The sequence below is a fragment of the Pseudarthrobacter sp. NPDC092424 genome, assembly GCF_044754925.1.
Lineage (GTDB): Bacteria > Actinomycetota > Actinomycetes > Actinomycetales > Micrococcaceae > Arthrobacter.
Window position 1 is genome coordinate 240,278 of sequence record NZ_JBIVQC010000005.1, and the last position, 15,509, is coordinate 255,786.

Annotated in this window: 16 protein-coding genes; 11 read left to right on the forward strand and 5 right to left on the reverse strand. The window is 67.4% G+C overall.

Going from position 1 to position 15,509, the window contains the following annotated elements:
• Positions 1-10 precede the first annotated feature (10 nt).
• Complete coding sequence (locus ACIQCN_RS10255; protein WP_400606940.1) at positions 11-1,153, reverse strand: DNA polymerase III subunit delta'; 1,143 nt, start codon at positions 1,151-1,153, stop codon at positions 11-13.
• Positions 1,150-1,806, reverse strand: a complete 657-nt coding sequence (tmk, locus tag ACIQCN_RS10260) for a dTMP kinase (protein ID WP_400606943.1) — start codon at positions 1,804-1,806, stop codon at positions 1,150-1,152. Before tmk ends, ACIQCN_RS10255 begins: the two co-directional genes overlap by 4 nt.
• Before the next feature lie 107 nt (positions 1,807-1,913).
• On the opposite strand from tmk, the gene ACIQCN_RS10265 reads away from it, so the two are divergent.
• The gene (locus ACIQCN_RS10265; RefSeq protein WP_400606944.1) at positions 1,914-3,104 is read left to right on the forward strand and encodes a trans-sulfuration enzyme family protein; all 1,191 of its coding nucleotides are present in this window, start codon (positions 1,914-1,916) and stop codon (positions 3,102-3,104) included.
• A gap of 24 nt (positions 3,105-3,128) precedes the next feature.
• On the forward strand, positions 3,129-3,467 hold the full coding sequence (locus ACIQCN_RS10270; protein WP_400606989.1) for a DUF2516 family protein: 339 nt from the start codon (positions 3,129-3,131) through the stop codon (positions 3,465-3,467).
• Positions 3,468-3,526: 59 nt separating this feature from the next.
• On the opposite strand, the gene ACIQCN_RS10275 is transcribed toward ACIQCN_RS10270, so the two are convergent.
• Positions 3,527-4,342, reverse strand: coding sequence for a class I SAM-dependent methyltransferase (locus tag ACIQCN_RS10275; RefSeq protein ID WP_400606946.1), 816 nt, complete (start codon positions 4,340-4,342; stop codon positions 3,527-3,529).
• An 80-nt stretch (positions 4,343-4,422) separates the two neighbouring features.
• Between ACIQCN_RS10275 and ACIQCN_RS10280 the strand changes: the two genes are divergently transcribed.
• Positions 4,423-5,169 carry a phosphoglyceromutase gene (locus tag ACIQCN_RS10280; RefSeq protein ID WP_400606949.1) on the forward strand — a complete coding sequence of 249 codons (747 nt, stop codon included), beginning with the start codon at positions 4,423-4,425 and terminating at the stop codon, positions 5,167-5,169.
• Between the two features lie 70 nt (positions 5,170-5,239).
• On the opposite strand, the gene phoU is transcribed toward ACIQCN_RS10280, so the two are convergent.
• Positions 5,240-5,902, reverse strand: a complete 663-nt coding sequence (phoU, locus tag ACIQCN_RS10285; protein ID WP_400606951.1) for a phosphate signaling complex protein PhoU — start codon at positions 5,900-5,902, stop codon at positions 5,240-5,242.
• A 206-nt stretch (positions 5,903-6,108) separates the two neighbouring features.
• Between phoU and ACIQCN_RS10290 the strand changes: the two genes are divergently transcribed.
• Both ACIQCN_RS10290 and ACIQCN_RS10295 read left to right on the forward strand, forming a co-directional pair.
• Positions 6,109-7,356 carry a sensor histidine kinase gene (locus tag ACIQCN_RS10290; protein ID WP_400606991.1) on the forward strand — a complete coding sequence of 416 codons (1,248 nt, stop codon included), beginning with the start codon at positions 6,109-6,111 and terminating at the stop codon, positions 7,354-7,356.
• Positions 7,353-8,033 carry a response regulator gene (locus tag ACIQCN_RS10295; protein WP_400606954.1) on the forward strand — a complete coding sequence of 227 codons (681 nt, stop codon included), beginning with the start codon at positions 7,353-7,355 and terminating at the stop codon, positions 8,031-8,033. Before ACIQCN_RS10290 ends, ACIQCN_RS10295 begins: the two co-directional genes overlap by 4 nt.
• Positions 8,034-8,131: 98 nt before the next feature.
• Here ACIQCN_RS10295 and ACIQCN_RS10300 read toward each other — a convergent pair whose 3' ends face one another.
• Positions 8,132-8,686 (reverse strand): hypothetical protein, encoded by a 555-nt coding sequence (locus ACIQCN_RS10300; RefSeq protein WP_400610760.1) that lies wholly within the window; start codon positions 8,684-8,686, stop codon positions 8,132-8,134.
• Between the two features lie 256 nt (positions 8,687-8,942).
• Between ACIQCN_RS10300 and ACIQCN_RS10305 the strand changes: the two genes are divergently transcribed.
• The 6 genes from ACIQCN_RS10305 (at position 8,943) to glgX (ending at position 15,507) form a co-directional block, all read left to right on the forward strand.
• Complete coding sequence (locus ACIQCN_RS10305) at positions 8,943-9,425, forward strand: CarD family transcriptional regulator (RefSeq protein WP_011690592.1); 483 nt, start codon at positions 8,943-8,945, stop codon at positions 9,423-9,425.
• A gap of 100 nt (positions 9,426-9,525) precedes the next feature.
• Positions 9,526-10,308, forward strand: coding sequence for a 2-C-methyl-D-erythritol 4-phosphate cytidylyltransferase (gene ispD, locus ACIQCN_RS10310; RefSeq protein ID WP_400606959.1), 783 nt, complete (start codon positions 9,526-9,528; stop codon positions 10,306-10,308).
• Between the two features lie 2 nt (positions 10,309-10,310).
• Positions 10,311-10,853, forward strand: coding sequence for a 2-C-methyl-D-erythritol 2,4-cyclodiphosphate synthase (gene ispF / locus ACIQCN_RS10315; RefSeq protein ID WP_400606962.1), 543 nt, complete (start codon positions 10,311-10,313; stop codon positions 10,851-10,853).
• 9 nt (positions 10,854-10,862) lie between these two features.
• Positions 10,863-12,311: a cysteine--tRNA ligase gene (gene cysS, locus ACIQCN_RS10320; RefSeq protein WP_400610762.1), complete on the forward strand. Its 1,449-nt coding sequence runs from the start codon at positions 10,863-10,865 to the stop codon at positions 12,309-12,311.
• Between the two features lie 86 nt (positions 12,312-12,397).
• The gene (rlmB, locus tag ACIQCN_RS10325; protein WP_400606965.1) at positions 12,398-13,387 is read left to right on the forward strand and encodes a 23S rRNA (guanosine(2251)-2'-O)-methyltransferase RlmB; all 990 of its coding nucleotides are present in this window, start codon (positions 12,398-12,400) and stop codon (positions 13,385-13,387) included.
• An 8-nt stretch (positions 13,388-13,395) separates the two neighbouring features.
• On the forward strand, positions 13,396-15,507 hold the full coding sequence (glgX, locus tag ACIQCN_RS10330) for a glycogen debranching protein GlgX (protein ID WP_400606967.1): 2,112 nt from the start codon (positions 13,396-13,398) through the stop codon (positions 15,505-15,507).
• Positions 15,508-15,509: the final 2 nt, after the last annotated feature.

A 15,509-nucleotide genomic window follows, 5' to 3' on the forward strand; every position in this document is an offset into this window, starting at 1 on the left:
CCTTGGAAGGTCAGATCAGGCTGGCTGCCATGGACTCTATGGTCAACAGCGGTGCAACGTTGGTGGTGGTGATGCGTTCGCGGGCTTTGTTGATGGCGTCCATCCGGGCGAGCGTGGCTTCGGGCGTGGAGCGTCCGGCGAACTCTTCGAGTTCACTCCTCAGCTCAACGTTCACCAGTTCAACGGCGTTCCCGAGCTGGATGACCAGCACATCGCGGTAAAAAGACAGCAGATCCGTCAGGGTGCGGTCCAGTGAGTCGGTGATGGACCGTTTGGCGCGCCGCTTCTGGTCTTCCTCCAACTGCTTTACCTGGCTGCGCATGGCCGGCGGCAGGGTGCCGGTTTCCGGTGCGCCAAGGGTGGCCAGGAGCGCCGCCTTCTCCGCTGCGTCCCGTTCCTCGTTGGAGCTGGTGGCCTCCGCGGTGGCGATCCTGACCAGCTTCTCGGCCATCATCACGGCCGCGGTGACCCCGCGCAGTCCCAGCGGGAAGCGGACGGTCTCCAGGCGCCGGGCCCTGGCGTCGGGGTCGCGCGCCAGGCGCCGGGCAATTCCAACATGGCTCTGCGCCGCGCGCGCCGCGCGTTCAGCAAGAGCGGGCTCCACGCCGTCGCGCTTAACCAGGAGGGCAGCCACGTCCGACGCCGGCGGCAACCGGAGCGCCACGCTGCGGCAGCGCGACCGGATGGTCACCAGGACGTCCGCCGGGGACGGCGCGCACAGCATCCACACCGTCCGCGGCGTGGGCTCCTCGATGGCCTTGAGCAGCACGTTGGTGGTCCGCTCTGCCATCCTGTCCGCGTCCTCGACCACGATGATGCGCCAGCGGCCGGACGAGGGCCGGTTGCCGGCAGTGGCCACGAGTTCACGGGCCTCGTCGATGGTGATGGTGACCTTCTCCGTGCGGACGAAGGTCACGTCCGAGTGTGTTTCGCCCAGGATCGTCAGGCAGGCGGCACAGGTTCCGCAGCCGCGGCGGGTGACGTCCTCCTGGTCGCAGTTCAGCGCCGCAGCGAACGCCTTTGCAGCGTTCGAACGGCCGGATCCGGGCGGGCCGGTGAACAGCCAGGCGTGCGTCAGCCCTTCGCCGCTGGACGCCTGGCGCAACTGGCCGACGACGGCGGGCTGGCCCTGCAGGTCATCCCATACGGTCACGCGCTGCCTCCCCGGTCCGGGTCAAGGAGGGCGTCCACCCGCGCCAGGATTCGCCCGGCCAGCTCCTCGACGGGAAGACGGGCGGGCAGCACCAGATAGGCCTCCGGGCGGTCCTCGGCAAGCTTCAGGAAGGCGGCCCGGATCTGCGCGTGGAAGTCGTCGGCCTCGGACTCCATCCGGTCCTCGGCGGCGTCCCCGGCGGTGCGGCGGCTGCGGCCTACCCCGGGCTCCACATCCAACAGGACCGTCAGCTGTGGTTCCAGGCCCGAGGTCGCCCACTCGTTCAGGGAACGGACGGCCCCGGTCCCCAGGCCGCGGCCGGCTCCCTGGTAAGCCACGGAGGAATCGATGTAACGGTCCGTCAGCACGATTCCGCCACGTTCCAGCGCCGGCCGGATGACCTGCTCGGCATGCGCAGCCCGCGACGCGGCGAAAATCAGGGCCTCGGTGCGGGCGTCAATGTGGCCATGGCCGTGGTCCAGCACCAGCGAGCGGAGCTTCTCACCGATGGGGGTGCCGCCCGGCTCGCGGGTTCGGAGGACGGAAAGGCCCCGGGATTCCAGCGTTTCAGCAAGCCGGGCAGCCTGGGTGGACTTGCCTGCGCCGTCGCCGCCTTCAAACGCGATGAAGAGTCCGGCCCTTGATGTGCTCACTTCTAAAGCCTACCGATCCGGACCGACTTTCCGGGACCCGCTGTGGGTAAGTGCCGCGGCCTGTCATCGCTTTCCGGCCTGCCGGGACCGGACAGTACTCTGTCAGCATGAGTCTTTCCGAACAGCATGCCGCCGCCCTGTCCGCGGAGACGGTGGTGGTTGCCGCGGGTCGTCCCGCCCGCGGGCGGGACCAGCCGGTAAACCCGCCGATCGTCCTGTCCTCCACATACTTCGGCACCGGACCGCTGGCCGACGGCGACCGCGGCTATGGGCGATACTCCAACCCCACGTGGGACCCGTTCGAGGAGGCGCTCGGCCAGTTGGAGGGTGCCGAACTGCCCGCGCTTCTGTACGCCTCCGGCCTGGCCGCCGTCAGTTCGGCCCTGTCCCTGATCCCTGCCGGGGGAGTGCTGGTCATGCCCACGCACAGCTACGCCGGCTCCCTGGTGATGGCCACCGAACTGGCGCAAAAGGGCGCCCTGGAACTGCGCACCGTTGATATTTCGGACACCGCCGCTGTAAAGGCGGCGCTGGCGCCTGCCGGTCCGGACTCGCGGGCTGCAGCCATGCTCTGGCTGGAAAGCCCCACCAACCCGATGCTGGGAATCGCCGACATCGCCGCACTCACTGAAGCCGCCCACGCCGCCGGCGCCATCGTGGTCACGGACAATACCTTTTCCACCCCTTTGGTGCAGCAGCCGCTCAAGCTTGGATCCGACGTCGTCCTCCACTCGGTGACCAAGTACCTGGCCGGCCATTCCGACGTCGTCCTCGGTGCCCTGGTGACGAGCAACCCGGACATCCGCTCGGCATTGCTGCACCACCGCACCATCCACGGCGCCATCGCCGGTCCCTTCGAAGCATGGCTGGCGCTCCGGGGCCTGCGGACCTTGGCCCTGCGCGTGGAGCGTTCCCAGGCGTCCGCCATGGTCCTCGCCGAGCGGCTGAGCCGGGAAGAGCGGATCGAGTCCGTGCGCTTCCCCGGGCTGCCCGGGGACCCGGGCCACGAGCGCGCGAAGGCACAAATGACCGGCTTCGGTTCCATCGTGTGCATCCAACTTGCTCCGGCAGGCGGAGAAAGCGGGGCCGAAGCGGCGGACCGGCTGGTCCGGGCGGTGGACCTGTGGCTCCCGGCCACCTCCCTGGGCGGAGTGGAGTCCCTCATTGAACGCCGGCGCCGCCACACCGCGGAGCCGCAAAGCGTCCCGGAGAACCTGGTCCGGCTGAGCGTAGGCATCGAAAACGTCGAGGACCTGTGGGCGGACCTGAAGCAGGCGCTGGACCGGCTGGACGGCTAGGCTTGTCCCGTGGACGTTGATTCGATGATTGGGTTTGTTGAGCGGACGATTTTCCTGGTCCTTGCCGTGGTTGCGGTGGGGCTGGAACTCTGGGCGCTGGTTGACTGCGCCCGGCACCGGGCCAACGCGTTCGAGGCCACGGGCAAGCGGACCAAGGGATTCTGGCTGGCGCTGACCGGTGGTGCCGCGCTGATCGGCGTCATTTCGCTGCTCAGCAGCAGCTCAGGCATCTTTGGCACGCTGGGGCTGTTCGGCCTGGCCGCCGTCGTCGCCGCCTCGGTTTACCTCGCCGATGTTCGCCCGGCCGTCAAGGACGCGGGCCGCGGAGGCAGCCGGAACATGGGGCCGTACGGCCCCTGGTAGGGGCCACCGGCTCCCTGGGCTCCACGCCCGCCCAAGGAACCCCTGCCCGCCCGTGCCTGCTAACCCCGCGGCGCCACGGCCTCCCAGGCCACCGTCAGTTCCCCGAGCCGCCAGCGCGCCGGTCCATCCTGGACCGGCCAGCCCGCGTCCCGAAGGGACCGGCACATTCCCTGCCAGCGCTGCCGGTTGCCGAAGGCGCCCAGCGGGGCGCACTCCAGCCACGCACGGTCCATGGCCTGCAGGAACGTGTGGACCGGTTCCCCCGGAACGTTCCGATGGATGAGCGCTTTCGGCAGCCGCTCCGCAACCTCTGACGGCAGGCCGAAACTTCCGAACCGGACGGAGACGCTCAGCGAAAGCGGCCGTTCGGAGTCCAGCGCCACCCACGCCACGCGGCGGCCGATCTCGTCGCAGGTTCCGTCGACAAACAACCCCTGCGGCGCGAGCCGTCCCTGCACCAGTTGCCAGATCCCGGCGACGTCCGCCTCCTCATACTGCCGCAGCACGTTGAACGCGCGCACCAGGACCGGCCGTCCGGCGACGGGAAGCTCGAAACCACCCACCCGGAAGCTCAGGCCCGGGCGTTCGAGCGGACGCGCGGCCCGGACCCGCTCTGGTTCAATTTCGATGCCGTACACTCGCACGTCGGGCCGCGCTGCGGCCAGCCGGGTATACAGTTCGACGGCGGTGGCCGGCGTCGCGCCGTAGCCCAGGTCCACTACCAGCGGGTCAGCCGCTGTACGAAGGCGCCAGGCCTGCGGTCCCGTCACCCAGCGGTCCACCCGCCGCATGCGGTTGGGATTGGTGGTGCCGCGGGTAACATTCCCCACCGGTCGGCCATGGCCGCCCTGCACCCGTTCAGCCTTCTGCACCACCGTGCCACCTTATCGCGGGGCCCCGCCGCAGCGGCGTAACGCCCGGCAACGCCCGTAACTGCTCGGCTAGGATGAAAATCATGACTTACAAGCTGATTCTGCTGCGCCACGGCCACAGCGAATGGAACGCCAAGAACCTGTTCACCGGCTGGGTGGATGTCGACCTGAACGACCAGGGCCGCGAGGAAGCAGCACGCGGCGGTGAGCTGCTGGTGGAGAACAACGTTCTGCCGGACGTGCTCTACACCTCGCTGCTCAAGCGCGCCATCAACACCGCCAACATAGCCCTGGACAAGGCTGACCGCGGCTGGATCCCGGTGAAGCGGGACTGGCGCCTGAACGAACGCCACTACGGCGCATTGCAGGGCAAGGACAAGGCACAGACGCTCGCTGAATACGGTGAGGAGCAGTTCATGGAGTGGCGCCGGTCCTACGACACCCCGCCGCCGCCCCTGGACGACAGCTCCGAGTTCTCCCAGGCCCACGATCCCCGCTACGCGGATCTCGGCGACGCCCTCCCGCGCACCGAGTGCCTCAAGGATGTGCTGGTCCGGCTCCTGCCGTACTGGGAGTCGGACATCAAGGAAGACCTGAAGGCCGGAAAAACCGTCCTGGTCACCGCGCACGGCAATTCGCTGCGTGCCCTGGTCAAGCACCTGGACGGCATCAGCGACGAAGCCATCGCCGGCCTGAATATCCCCACCGGTATCCCGCTGGTGTACGACCTCGACGAAAACTTCCAGCCCGTCAACCCCGGCGGAACCTACCTGGACCCTGAAGCCGCGGAACAGGCCATCCTGGCCGTAGCCAACCAGGGCAAGAAATAAGGCGCTAACGCAGACGACGGCGGGCTGGCCACCTGAGGTGGCCAGCCCGCCGTCGTCTGTCCCCGAGGGGCTAGCTGTGTTCGGTGCCGTTCGGCTGCCATGCGCCGGTGACCAGGTAGGTCACCTTCTGGGCGACGGAGACGCCGTGGTCCGCGAAGCGTTCGAAGTACCGGCTGGCGAGGGCAACATCCACGGTGGTGGCGGGCGACTCGTTCCACTCGGGAGCTGCAATGGCCTTGAAAACGCTCAGGTGCAGGTCGTTGATGGCGGTGTTGGCCTTGAGGACGTCCCGGGCCACCTCCAGGTCGCGGGTCTCCAGCAGCACGGTGAGCTTGTCGGCGATTTCCTGGTCCAGTTCAGCCATGCGGTTGAACGTCTCTGTCATGGAGGCGGGAATCACCGTTGAGGGGTAGCGGAGGCGGGCCAGCTGGGCGATGTGCCGGGCGAGGTCACCCATGCGTTCCAGGGAGGCGCTCATGCGGAGCGATCCAACGAGCATCCGGAGGTCGCTGGCCACGGGGCCCTGCAGCGCGAGGATGTCGATGGCGCGCTCGTCCAGGCTGTTCTGGAGGAAATCGATCCGCGCATCGGCAGCAATGACGTCCTGGGCAAGATCCACATCCGCTACCTGGAACGAGGTGGTCGCCTTCTCCATTGCTTCGCTGACCAGGCGGGAGATTTCCACCAGCTGGTCACCGACTTGGGTGAGCTCTTCCTGAAAAACCTTACGCACGTGGGCGTCCTTTCTTCGGAACTCCCACCGGCCGTGACCACGGCGGCAGGAATCGTATCGCCGTTAGGCACTCCAACTCGTTACCCTGCCAGTATGCGGTAAACGGTTAAGTCCTTGCAGATGAACGTTAGTTGAACCGTCGGCCCGGGCGGGCCTGACTCGCCGGTAAGGCAAATTTCAGCGCATAAGGTGGACCTGTGGATCCTATGCTAATCGGCTTGGTGGCCGGCCTGGTTGGCCTGGCGCTTGGCACCTTCGGCGTGCTGGCCTACCGGGTCAGTGAAAAACAGCGCCAAATCCTCGACGCCGGCTCCGACGAGCTCTCGCTGCCCGCCGGGGCCGCCGAGGTGCTTGCCGTCGTCGGGCGTGCTTTCGTGGTTGTTGACGCGGTAGACGGCGTGGTCCGGGCGAGCCCGGCGGCGTACGCTTACGGGCTGGTCCGCGGGCACACCGTCGTGCACAAGGAACTGCTGGACATGACAGCGGGCGTCCGGCGGGACGGCGTGATCCTGGAGAAACAGCTCGAACTGCCGCGCGGTCCGCTGGGCCAGGGGACCATCGTCGTCCAGGTCCGGGCCGCGGTGCTGGGAGAGGAATACATCCTGCTGTTGGCCGACGACCGTACCGAGATCACCCGCACCGAAGAAATCCGGAATGACTTCGTGGCCAACGTGTCCCACGAGCTCAAAACCCCTGTGGGGGCCATTTCGCTGCTGGCCGAGGCGCTCGAATCGTCCGCCGATGACGAACTGGCCGTCCGCCGCTTCGCCAAGCGCATGCACAAGGAGTCCGGCCGGCTCGCTGCTCTGGTGCAGGACATCATCGAACTGTCCCGCCTTCAGGGCGCCAGCGTGACGCAGCAGGGCGGTCCCGTGGATGTGAACGCCGTGATCGCCGAGGCGGTGGACCGCTCCCAGCTGCCGGCGGAGAGCAAGAACATCAGCATCGTGGTCGGTGGCCGTGCCGAAGGCACGGTGTTCGGGGACCAGGACCTGCTGGTCACAGCCCTGCGGAACCTCATCGACAACGCCATCCGTTACTCGCCGCCCAACACCCGGGTAGGCATCGGCGTCCGGACCAGGGACGGGCTGGTATCCATCTCGGTCACTGACCAGGGGGAGGGCCTCAGCGCCGAGGACCAGGAACGCGTCTTTGAACGGTTCTACCGGGTGGACTCGGCCCGGTCGCGGCACACCGGCGGCACCGGGCTGGGCCTGAGCATCGTCAAGCACGTGGCCTCCAACCACGGCGGGGAAGTGACCCTTTGGTCCCAGCCGGGCCAGGGCTCTACGTTCACCCTCCGCCTGCCGGAGATGGAAGGGCAGGAAGCGGCCGAACTCCTGCCGCCGGCACCGGAAGCCGTAGCCGGTCCCCCCGAGCAGGCCAATGCCGGACCCATCAAAACCCAAGTATCCAGCGCCGCCGGCGCGAAAAAACGAGGAGCCAGCGCTTGAGCAGGATTTTGATTGTCGAGGACGAGGAATCGTTCAGCGATCCCTTGTCCTATTTGCTGGGCAAAGAGGGATTCGAGGTGCAGGTGGTGGACAACGGGCTGGAAGCCATCACCGAGTTTGACCGGAACGGCGCGGACCTGGTGCTCCTGGACCTGCAGCTGCCCGGCCTGTCCGGGACTGAGGTGTGCCGCCAGCTCCGGCAGCGTTCTTCCGTGCCGGTGATCATGCTGACCGCCAAGGATTCGGAGATCGACAAGGTGGTGGGGCTGGAACTGGGGGCCGACGACTACGTCACCAAGCCCTATTCCTCCCGGGAACTCGTGGCAAGGGTGCGGGCGGTGCTGCGCCGGCAGGGCGAGCCCGAGGAGCTGGTCTCCGCCACGGTCCAGGCCGGCCCGGTCCGGATGGACATCGAGCGCCACGTGGTCAGCGTGGACGGGGAGCAGGTGCTGCTTCCGCTCAAGGAGTTCGAACTGCTGGAGATGCTGCTGCGCAACTCCGGGCGGGTCCTCACGCGCGGGCAGCTGATCGACCGCGTGTGGGGCTCGGACTACGTGGGGGATACAAAGACGCTGGATGTCCATGTGAAGCGGCTGCGCGGCAAGATCGAGCCGGATCCTTCGGCGCCGCGGTACCTGGTGACGGTGCGCGGGCTGGGTTATAAGTTCGAGCCGTAGCAACGGGGCCGGCAGCAGTGACTGCACAGGCATAGGGAAAGGGAGGGGCCGCCGGCCCCTCCCCTTCCCTATGCAGGCGTCTCTCCGCCCGGTGTGTCCTAGTGGCCCGCAGCAGCGCTCTCGGAGGGCGCCGCGGTCGGCGCAGCCGGCTCGGTGGGCTCGCTGCCGGCCGGCAGGTACTCCTTGTACTCCTCCAGCGTGGCGTCCAGCACCGGCACCTTAACCGTGTTGCTGACGTTGGTGCCGTCCTCGCTGACTTCCATGTCCACCAGGGATCCCGGGATGCCGCCGGTGGTGTCCAGGATGACTTCCTCGGCGGTGTCGTTCAGGAGCGTGTAGGAGTTGGCCCTGACCGGAACCTCGGCCTCCGAACCCTCCGCACCGCTGATCTTCAGCGTGACATCCTTGGAGGATTCGTTGTAAACGGCGCCGATCAGGCGGCCGGGCTGGTCCTCACCGGCGGAAACGACCAGGATGTTCCGCAGCTTCAGGGGGCCCAGGTCAGCACGGATGCCGTCCGAGGAGGAGTACTGGTGCGTGGTCTGCTGGGGCGTGATGTAACTGCAGCCTGCCGTCAGCAGGCCCATGCCGATAGCGGCAGCCGTCAATGCCAGTTTGCCGCGCTGGGCCCGGGTCGTCGCAGTGAAACGCACGTCACGTACTCCTTGAGAGGGTTGGAACATTAATCACGCATAGCCTATCGGCAAACCAGGCCAATCAAGGATTCCGGGCCGTCACATCCTCCTTGGCAGCACCCGTCGCATGCACTATTATCCGCGTTCGTCAAGGGGGTGGAGGGTGCCAATTGTGCCCATTTTCCGCGTATTTTCGCGGTTCCAGGGCCTTCACCCGGCCGGGCATATGCCTGAATCGTGATAAACTGGTCTGCGGGAAAGGGGAAATGTCCACATGGTATTTGAGGTCGGCGAGACAGTAGTTTACCCTCACCACGGTGCTGCGAAGATTGAAGAAATCAAGATGCGCACCATCAAGGGCGAAGAGAAAATGTATCTCAAGCTCAAGGTGGCCCAGGGTGATCTGACCATTGAAGTTCCAGCAGAAAACGTTGACCTTGTTGGGGTCCGGGACGTAGTGGGCAAGGAAGGCCTGGAGCACGTATTTGACGTTCTCCGTGCCGAGTTCACCGAAGAACCCACCAACTGGTCGCGCCGGTACAAGGCAAACCTGGAGAAGCTTGCTTCCGGTGACGTCATTAAGGTGGCCGAGGTTGTCCGCGACCTGTGGCGCCGGGATCACGACCGGGGCCTTTCCGCAGGCGAGAAGCGAATGCTGGCCAAGGCACGGCAGATTCTGATTTCAGAACTGGCGCTGGCCGAGAAGACCGACGAGGAGAAGGCTGCAAGCGTTCTCGACGAGGTCCTGGCTTCCTAAGAATTGAACCCCGGTGGCACACACAGTGCCGCCGGGGCTTCTTTTTGCCCAATTGCGGCCGGCGGGGCCGGCTACCTCCCGGGGACGTAGGCTTGTGCCCATGACTGAAACACCCAACCGCCTGGTCACAGCGGTGATTCTCGTAGCAGCAGGTTCCGGGCAACGGCTGGGCTACGGCATGCCCAAGGCCGCCGTGCCGCTGGGCGGAGAGCCCATCCTGATGCATGCCCTGCGCGGCATTGTTTCGTCCGGGACGGCCAGCCAGGTCTGCGTGGTGCTTCCTGCCGGGGACGATGCGCTGCGGAAGCTTTGCGCGGACTTCCAGGAGGAATTGGCCGACGGCGGCCCGCTGCTGAGCGTTGTTGACGGCGGCGCCACCCGGGCCGACTCCGTCCGGGCCGGCTTTGAGGCCCTGATGGACGGGATCGAAGCCGTCCTGGTCCATGACGCGGCGCGCGCGCTGACGCCCGAAGCGGTCTTCCACCGCGTCGCTGATGCCCTGGCCGCCGGCGCCGCAGCAGTGATCCCCGCCGTCGCCGTGGTGGATACGGTCAAGACTGTGGCTCCCACGCAGGGGCCGGACGCTGCGGTAGCACCCGAAGTGGTTACCGGCACTGCACCCCGCGAAGAGCTGCGCGCCGTCCAGACGCCGCAGGGGTTCCGGGTGGAAACCCTCCGGCACGCGCACCACGCGGCCCAGGACCTGGAACCGGGGCAGGCAGCAGCAGTGACGGACGACGCCATGCTCGTGGAGATGCTCGGCACTCCCGTCTACACGGTCCGCGGCTCCATCCAGTCCTTGAAGATCACCACCCCGCTGGACCTGATCTTTGCCGAAGGCCTGCTCGAGGGGCCGCTCGGCGCACGCTGGGTGGAGGGTTAGCGGTGGCGGTGTTGCCGCGCACCGGCATTGGGATCGACGTCCATGCCTTCGCCCCGGACGGCGACCCCCGTCCGTTGTGGCTTGCAGGACTGCACTGGGAAGGGGAGCGTGGCCTGGCCGGGCACTCGGACGGGGACGCCGTGGCGCACGCTGCGGCCGACGCCCTCTTTTCGGCCGCGGGGGTCGGGGACCTGGGCACGCACTTCGGCACGGACCGGCCGGAGTTCGCGGGGGCGTCCGGCACCGCGCTCCTGGCAGAGGCCGCGCGGATTGTGCGGGCCGCCGGCTTCGAGATAGGCAACGTGTCCGTGCAGCTGGTGGCCAACCGGCCCAAGTTCGGGCCCCGCCGGGAGGAGGCCCGCCGGATCCTCAGCGAAGCCGCAGGCGCCGACGTCAGTGTTACAGCCACCACCAGCGACGGTTTGGGCTTCACCGGCAGGGGAGAAGGGATCTCTGCCATAGCCACCGCGCTCGTGTATCCGGCGGCAACGGCAGAACCCGCAGGCCAGCAGGCACCCCGCAGTGCGCCCGGCACCATCGGCTAATCTGGAGCGGTGACCCTGCGCTTCTATGACACCGCCTCCGCCGAAGTCCGGAACTTCGTCCCCCTCGTCCCCGGCAAGGCCAGCCTGTACTACTGCGGGGCCACGGTGCAGGGGATGCCGCACGTTGGCCATATCCGCTCCGCCATTGCCTTCGACCAGCTCACCCGCTGGCTGCAGTACCGGGGCCTTCGGGTCACGGTGGTCCGGAACGTCACGGACATTGACGACAAGATCCTGGCCAAGTCAGCCGAATCCTTCAGCCCCGGCTTCGAAGCGGGCCAGGACGCCGTCCGCGAGGAGGAGTGGTGGGCGCTGGCGTACCGCTACGAACAGGAATTCCTGAAGGCCTACGACACCCTGGGCGTCTCCCGGCCCACCTATGAGCCCCGGGCTACCGGCCACATCCCGGAAATGCACGCCCTCATCCGGCAGTTGATCGACCGCGGCCACGCCTACGCCGCGACGGACGGCTCCGGGGACGTGTACTTCGACGTCCGCTCCTGGGCCAAATACGGCTCGCTCACGCGCCAGAACATTGATGACATGCAGGCGGCCCCGGACGCTGACCCCCGGGGCAAGAAGGACCCGCGCGACTTCGCCCTTTGGAAGGGCCACAAGGAGGGGGAGCCGACGACGGCGGGCTGGGACTCCCCGTGGGGCACCGGCCGCCCGGGCTGGCACCTGGAATGCTCCGCCATGGTCACCAAATACCTCGGCGCCGAGTTCGACATCCACGGCGGCGGACTGGACCTGCGGTTCCCGCATCATGAGAACGAGATGGCCCAGTCCCAGGCGGCCGGGCACCCGTTCGCCGGCTTCTGGATGCATAACGGCATGGTGACCTATCAGGGCGAGAAGATGTCCAAGTCCATCGGAAACACCATCAGCCCTGCGGAAATGCTCCAGCTCGCATCGCCCCGGGTGGTGCGGTACTACCTCGGGCAGGCGCACTACCGCTCGGTGCTGGACTACCGCCCCACGTCCCTGCAGGAGGCCGCAGCCGCCGTCGAACGCATTGACGGCTTCATCAGCCGCGCCGTCCGTGCGCTGCCGGACGGTACGTCGGACGCCTCCGGCCAGGTCCCCGAACCGTTCGAACGCGCCATGGATGACGACCTGAATGTGCCCCAGGCGCTGGCCGTCCTCCATGACACCGTCCGGTCCGGCAATACCGCCCTGACCGAGGGCAGCCTGGAGGCCGCCAGTGATGCGCTCCGCCAGGTACAGGCCATGACCCGCGTCCTTGGCCTCGACGCTGCAGCCGCCGGCCCGGCCGGCGGCGGCCCCGAAACTGCCGCGCTGGATGTCCTGGTGGAAGCCCAGCTGGCCGCCCGCGCCCAGGCCCGCGCCACCAAGGACTGGGCCGCCTCCGACGCCATCCGCGACACACTCAAGCAGGCCGGCGTCGTGGTTGAGGACGGTCCGGACGGTGCAACGTGGAGCCTGAAGCGGGACTGAGGCCAGTTTCAGGCCGGGTCCGGCGATTTCATCGGGTTGCGTAGACTTGTAGCCAGACTCAGTCATCACAATCAAGGGTGGAACACATGGCCAACAATGGTCGCCGATCGGTCAAAGCGAAGAAGGGCCCAACCATCGGAACCGGTGGCCATGGCCGCAAGGCCCTGGAAGGCAAGGGCCCCACGCCCAAGGCGGAGGACCGCCCGTACCACAAGGCACACAAGGCCAAGCAGCTCGCGGAACGCTCGGCCGCCAAACGCGGCACCGGTGCACGCAGCGCGGGCGCCTCGAAGTCCGGCCCCAAGGGCCGCGCCACCGAGGAAATGGTCACGGGCCGCAACTCCGTCGTGGAGGCGCTGCGCGCCGGCATCCCCGCCAAGGCGCTCCACGTGGCCATCCGGATCGAAATGGACGACCGCGTCAAGGAATCCCTGAAGCTCGCGGCCGAACGCGGCATCCCGCTCCTGGAAACGGGCAAACCGGAGCTGGACCGGATGACCGAGGACGCCGTCCACCAGGGCCTGGTCCTGCAGATTCCGCCGTACGACTACCAGGACGCCTACGAGCTCGCCGAGGAAACGGTGGAGAAGTGGAAAAAGGGGCACATCGCCAACGCGCCGCTCTTCGTGGCCCTTGACGGCATCACGGATCCACGCAACCTCGGCGCCATCATCCGCTCGGTTTCCGCCTTCAGCGGGCACGGCGTGATCGTTCCGGAGCGCCGCTCCGTGGGCGTCACCGCATCCGCCTGGAAGACCAGCGCCGGTGCGGCGGTCCGCGTTCCGGTGGCACGCGCGTCCAACCTCAACAACGCCCTGAAGCAGTTCAAGGGGATGGGCATCTACGTCCTGGGCCTCGACGGCGACGGCGACGTTTCGCTGCCCGACCTCACCCTGGCCACGGAGCCGGTGTGCATTGTGGTTGGCTCCGAAGGCAAGGGCCTCAGCCGGCTGGTGCGGGAGAACTGCGACCAGATCGTATCGATCCCCATCGATTCCGCCATGGAGTCCCTGAACGCGTCGATGGCGGTGGGCATCTCGCTGTACGAGGTTTCCCGCCAGCGCGCCACCACATAGCTGCGCCCATGGTCATGCCGCTCTTCGACACCGCTTCCACCATCGATTCCTCCACGGCCCAGCCCCTCGGGGTGACGGTGCCGCGCGGGGATTCGGGTGGGACCCGGCACCACGCGGGCGGCCGGGCAAACGTGGCCTGCTACGCGCCGGGCCTTGAGAGCCTGGAGATCGTCTACATCGCCCCGGGCGGAGACTGGCGGGTCCAGGCCCTGCCCAATGTCACGCACGGGGTCCACCACGGGATCGTGGAGGACCTGCCGTACGGCTCCCGCTACGGGTTCCGGAAGGCTGCGGCGAAGGAGTCCCTCCCGGTCGCCGTTCCCACCCGGGACATTGACGACGACGGCGGGCAGCCCCTGCTGCTGGACCCTTACGGCCGGGCGGTGGACCAGCGCGAGGGGTTCCTGACCAGCGTGCGGATGGCCAGCGCCTTCGACTGGGGCGGCGACGAACGGCCGCGCGTGAAATGGCGGAACACCATCATTTACGAAGCGCACGTCCGCGGCCAAAGCATGCTCCACCCGGACGTTCCCGAGGAGCTGCGCGGTACGTATGCCGGCATGGCACACCCTGCCATCGTGGAGCACCTCAAGGGGCTCGGCATCACCTCGGTGCAGCTGCTCCCGGTGCACTTCCACCTGGACGAACCGCACCTGCAGGACCTGGGCCTGACCAACTACTGGGGCTACAACACGGCTGCCTTCTTCGCCCCGCATCCTGGCTATGCCACGCAGGCGGCACAGGATGGCGGCCCCCAGGCTGTGCAGGACGAGTTCAAGGGCATGGTCAAGCTGCTGCATGCGGCCGGCATCGAAGTGATCCTGGACGTGGTCTACAACCACACGGCCGAGGGCGGCCCGGACGGGCCCACCATGAGCTTCCGCGGGCTGGGCGAGGACAAGTACTACCGTACCGACGGGCACGGCAGGTACGTAGACACCACCGGCTGCGGCAACAGCCTGAACTTCGGCGAACCGCGGGTTGTCCAGCTGGTGCTGGATTCGCTGCGCTACTGGGTGGATGAGTTCCACATCGACGGCTTCCGCTTCGACCTGGCGGTCACACTGTGCCGCAACGCCGCGAACGACTTTGATCCGCGGCACCCCTTCCTGGTGGCCGTCGCCGCCGATCCGGTCCTCTCCGACGTCAAGCTGATCGCAGAGCCGTGGGACGTGGGCTACGGCGGCTGGCAGACGGGCAGGTTCCCGGGCGGTTGGGTGGACTGGAACGACCACTTCAGGGATTCCGTCCGTTCCTTCTGGCTCGCTGACCGCGCCGCCCTGGAATCCGGCGGGCAGGGCGGCTCCATTGCCCGGCTGGCCGATTCGCTCTCCGGTTCCGCTGCGCTGTTCCAGCCCTCGGGAAGGTCGCGGCTGGCGTCCGTCAATTTCATCACGGCCCACGATGGCTTCACCCTGAACGACCTGGTCTCCTTTGACCGGAAGCACAACGAGGACAACGGCGAGCAGAACCGGGACGGGCACGGGGACAACCGCAGCTACAACCACGGCGTGGAAGGCCCCACAGAGGGCGGTGACATCCTGGCCAGGCGTGCCCAGTCCCGCCGCAACCTGATGGCCACGCTGCTGATCTCCCTGGGCGTGCCCATGATCACCGCCGGGGACGAACTTGCCCGCACCCAGCAGGGGAACAACAACGCGTACTGCCAGGACAACCCGATCGCCTGGCTCGACTGGACCCGCACCCCGGAATCCCACGAGATGCTGCGCAGCACCAAGCGGTATATCCGGCTGCGGAAGGAATTCCTGGCCGCCCAGCCGCACGACTTCCCGGTCCGGGATGAGCAGTCCTACCTGCATTGGTTCGGCCAGGACGGGAAGCCCATGTCCATGGAACGCTGGAATGACCCGGCCAACCGCGTAGTACAGCTTCTGCTGGGTTCGGACGACGGAGGCCTCGCTGGGCTCGTGGTGGTCAACGGGGGCACCGAGGATGTCCAGTTCACGCTTCCGGCGGTTCCCGGCGACGCTGCATCCCGCCGGATGTTTGAACTCCGGCTCACCACCTCCCCGCTGCATGAGATGCGGCAGGGGAGCAGGGTTGCCTCAGGCGAGCGGGACCTGCTCGAGGCGTTCGCCATCAACATTTACCGCACGTAGGC

Bases quoted from the DNA above. Each gene is read 5' to 3' on its own strand.
- ispD (WP_400606959.1), top strand. From the start codon at position 9,526: ATGACTGAAACACCCAACCGCCTGGTCACAGCGGTGATTCTCGTAGCA.
- rlmB (WP_400606965.1), top strand. From the start codon at position 12,398: ATGGCCAACAATGGTCGCCGATCGGTCAAAGCGAAGAAGGGCCCAACC.
- ACIQCN_RS10290 (WP_400606991.1), top strand. From the start codon at position 6,109: ATGCTAATCGGCTTGGTGGCCGGCCTGGTTGGCCTGGCGCTTGGCACC.
- ACIQCN_RS10305 (WP_011690592.1), top strand. From the start codon at position 8,943: ATGGTATTTGAGGTCGGCGAGACAGTAGTTTACCCTCACCACGGTGCT.
- ACIQCN_RS10270 (WP_400606989.1), top strand. From the start codon at position 3,129: ATGATTGGGTTTGTTGAGCGGACGATTTTCCTGGTCCTTGCCGTGGTT.
- ACIQCN_RS10265 (WP_400606944.1), top strand. From the start codon at position 1,914: ATGAGTCTTTCCGAACAGCATGCCGCCGCCCTGTCCGCGGAGACGGTG.
- glgX (WP_400606967.1), top strand. From the start codon at position 13,396: ATGGTCATGCCGCTCTTCGACACCGCTTCCACCATCGATTCCTCCACG.
- ACIQCN_RS10280 (WP_400606949.1), top strand. From the start codon at position 4,423: ATGACTTACAAGCTGATTCTGCTGCGCCACGGCCACAGCGAATGGAAC.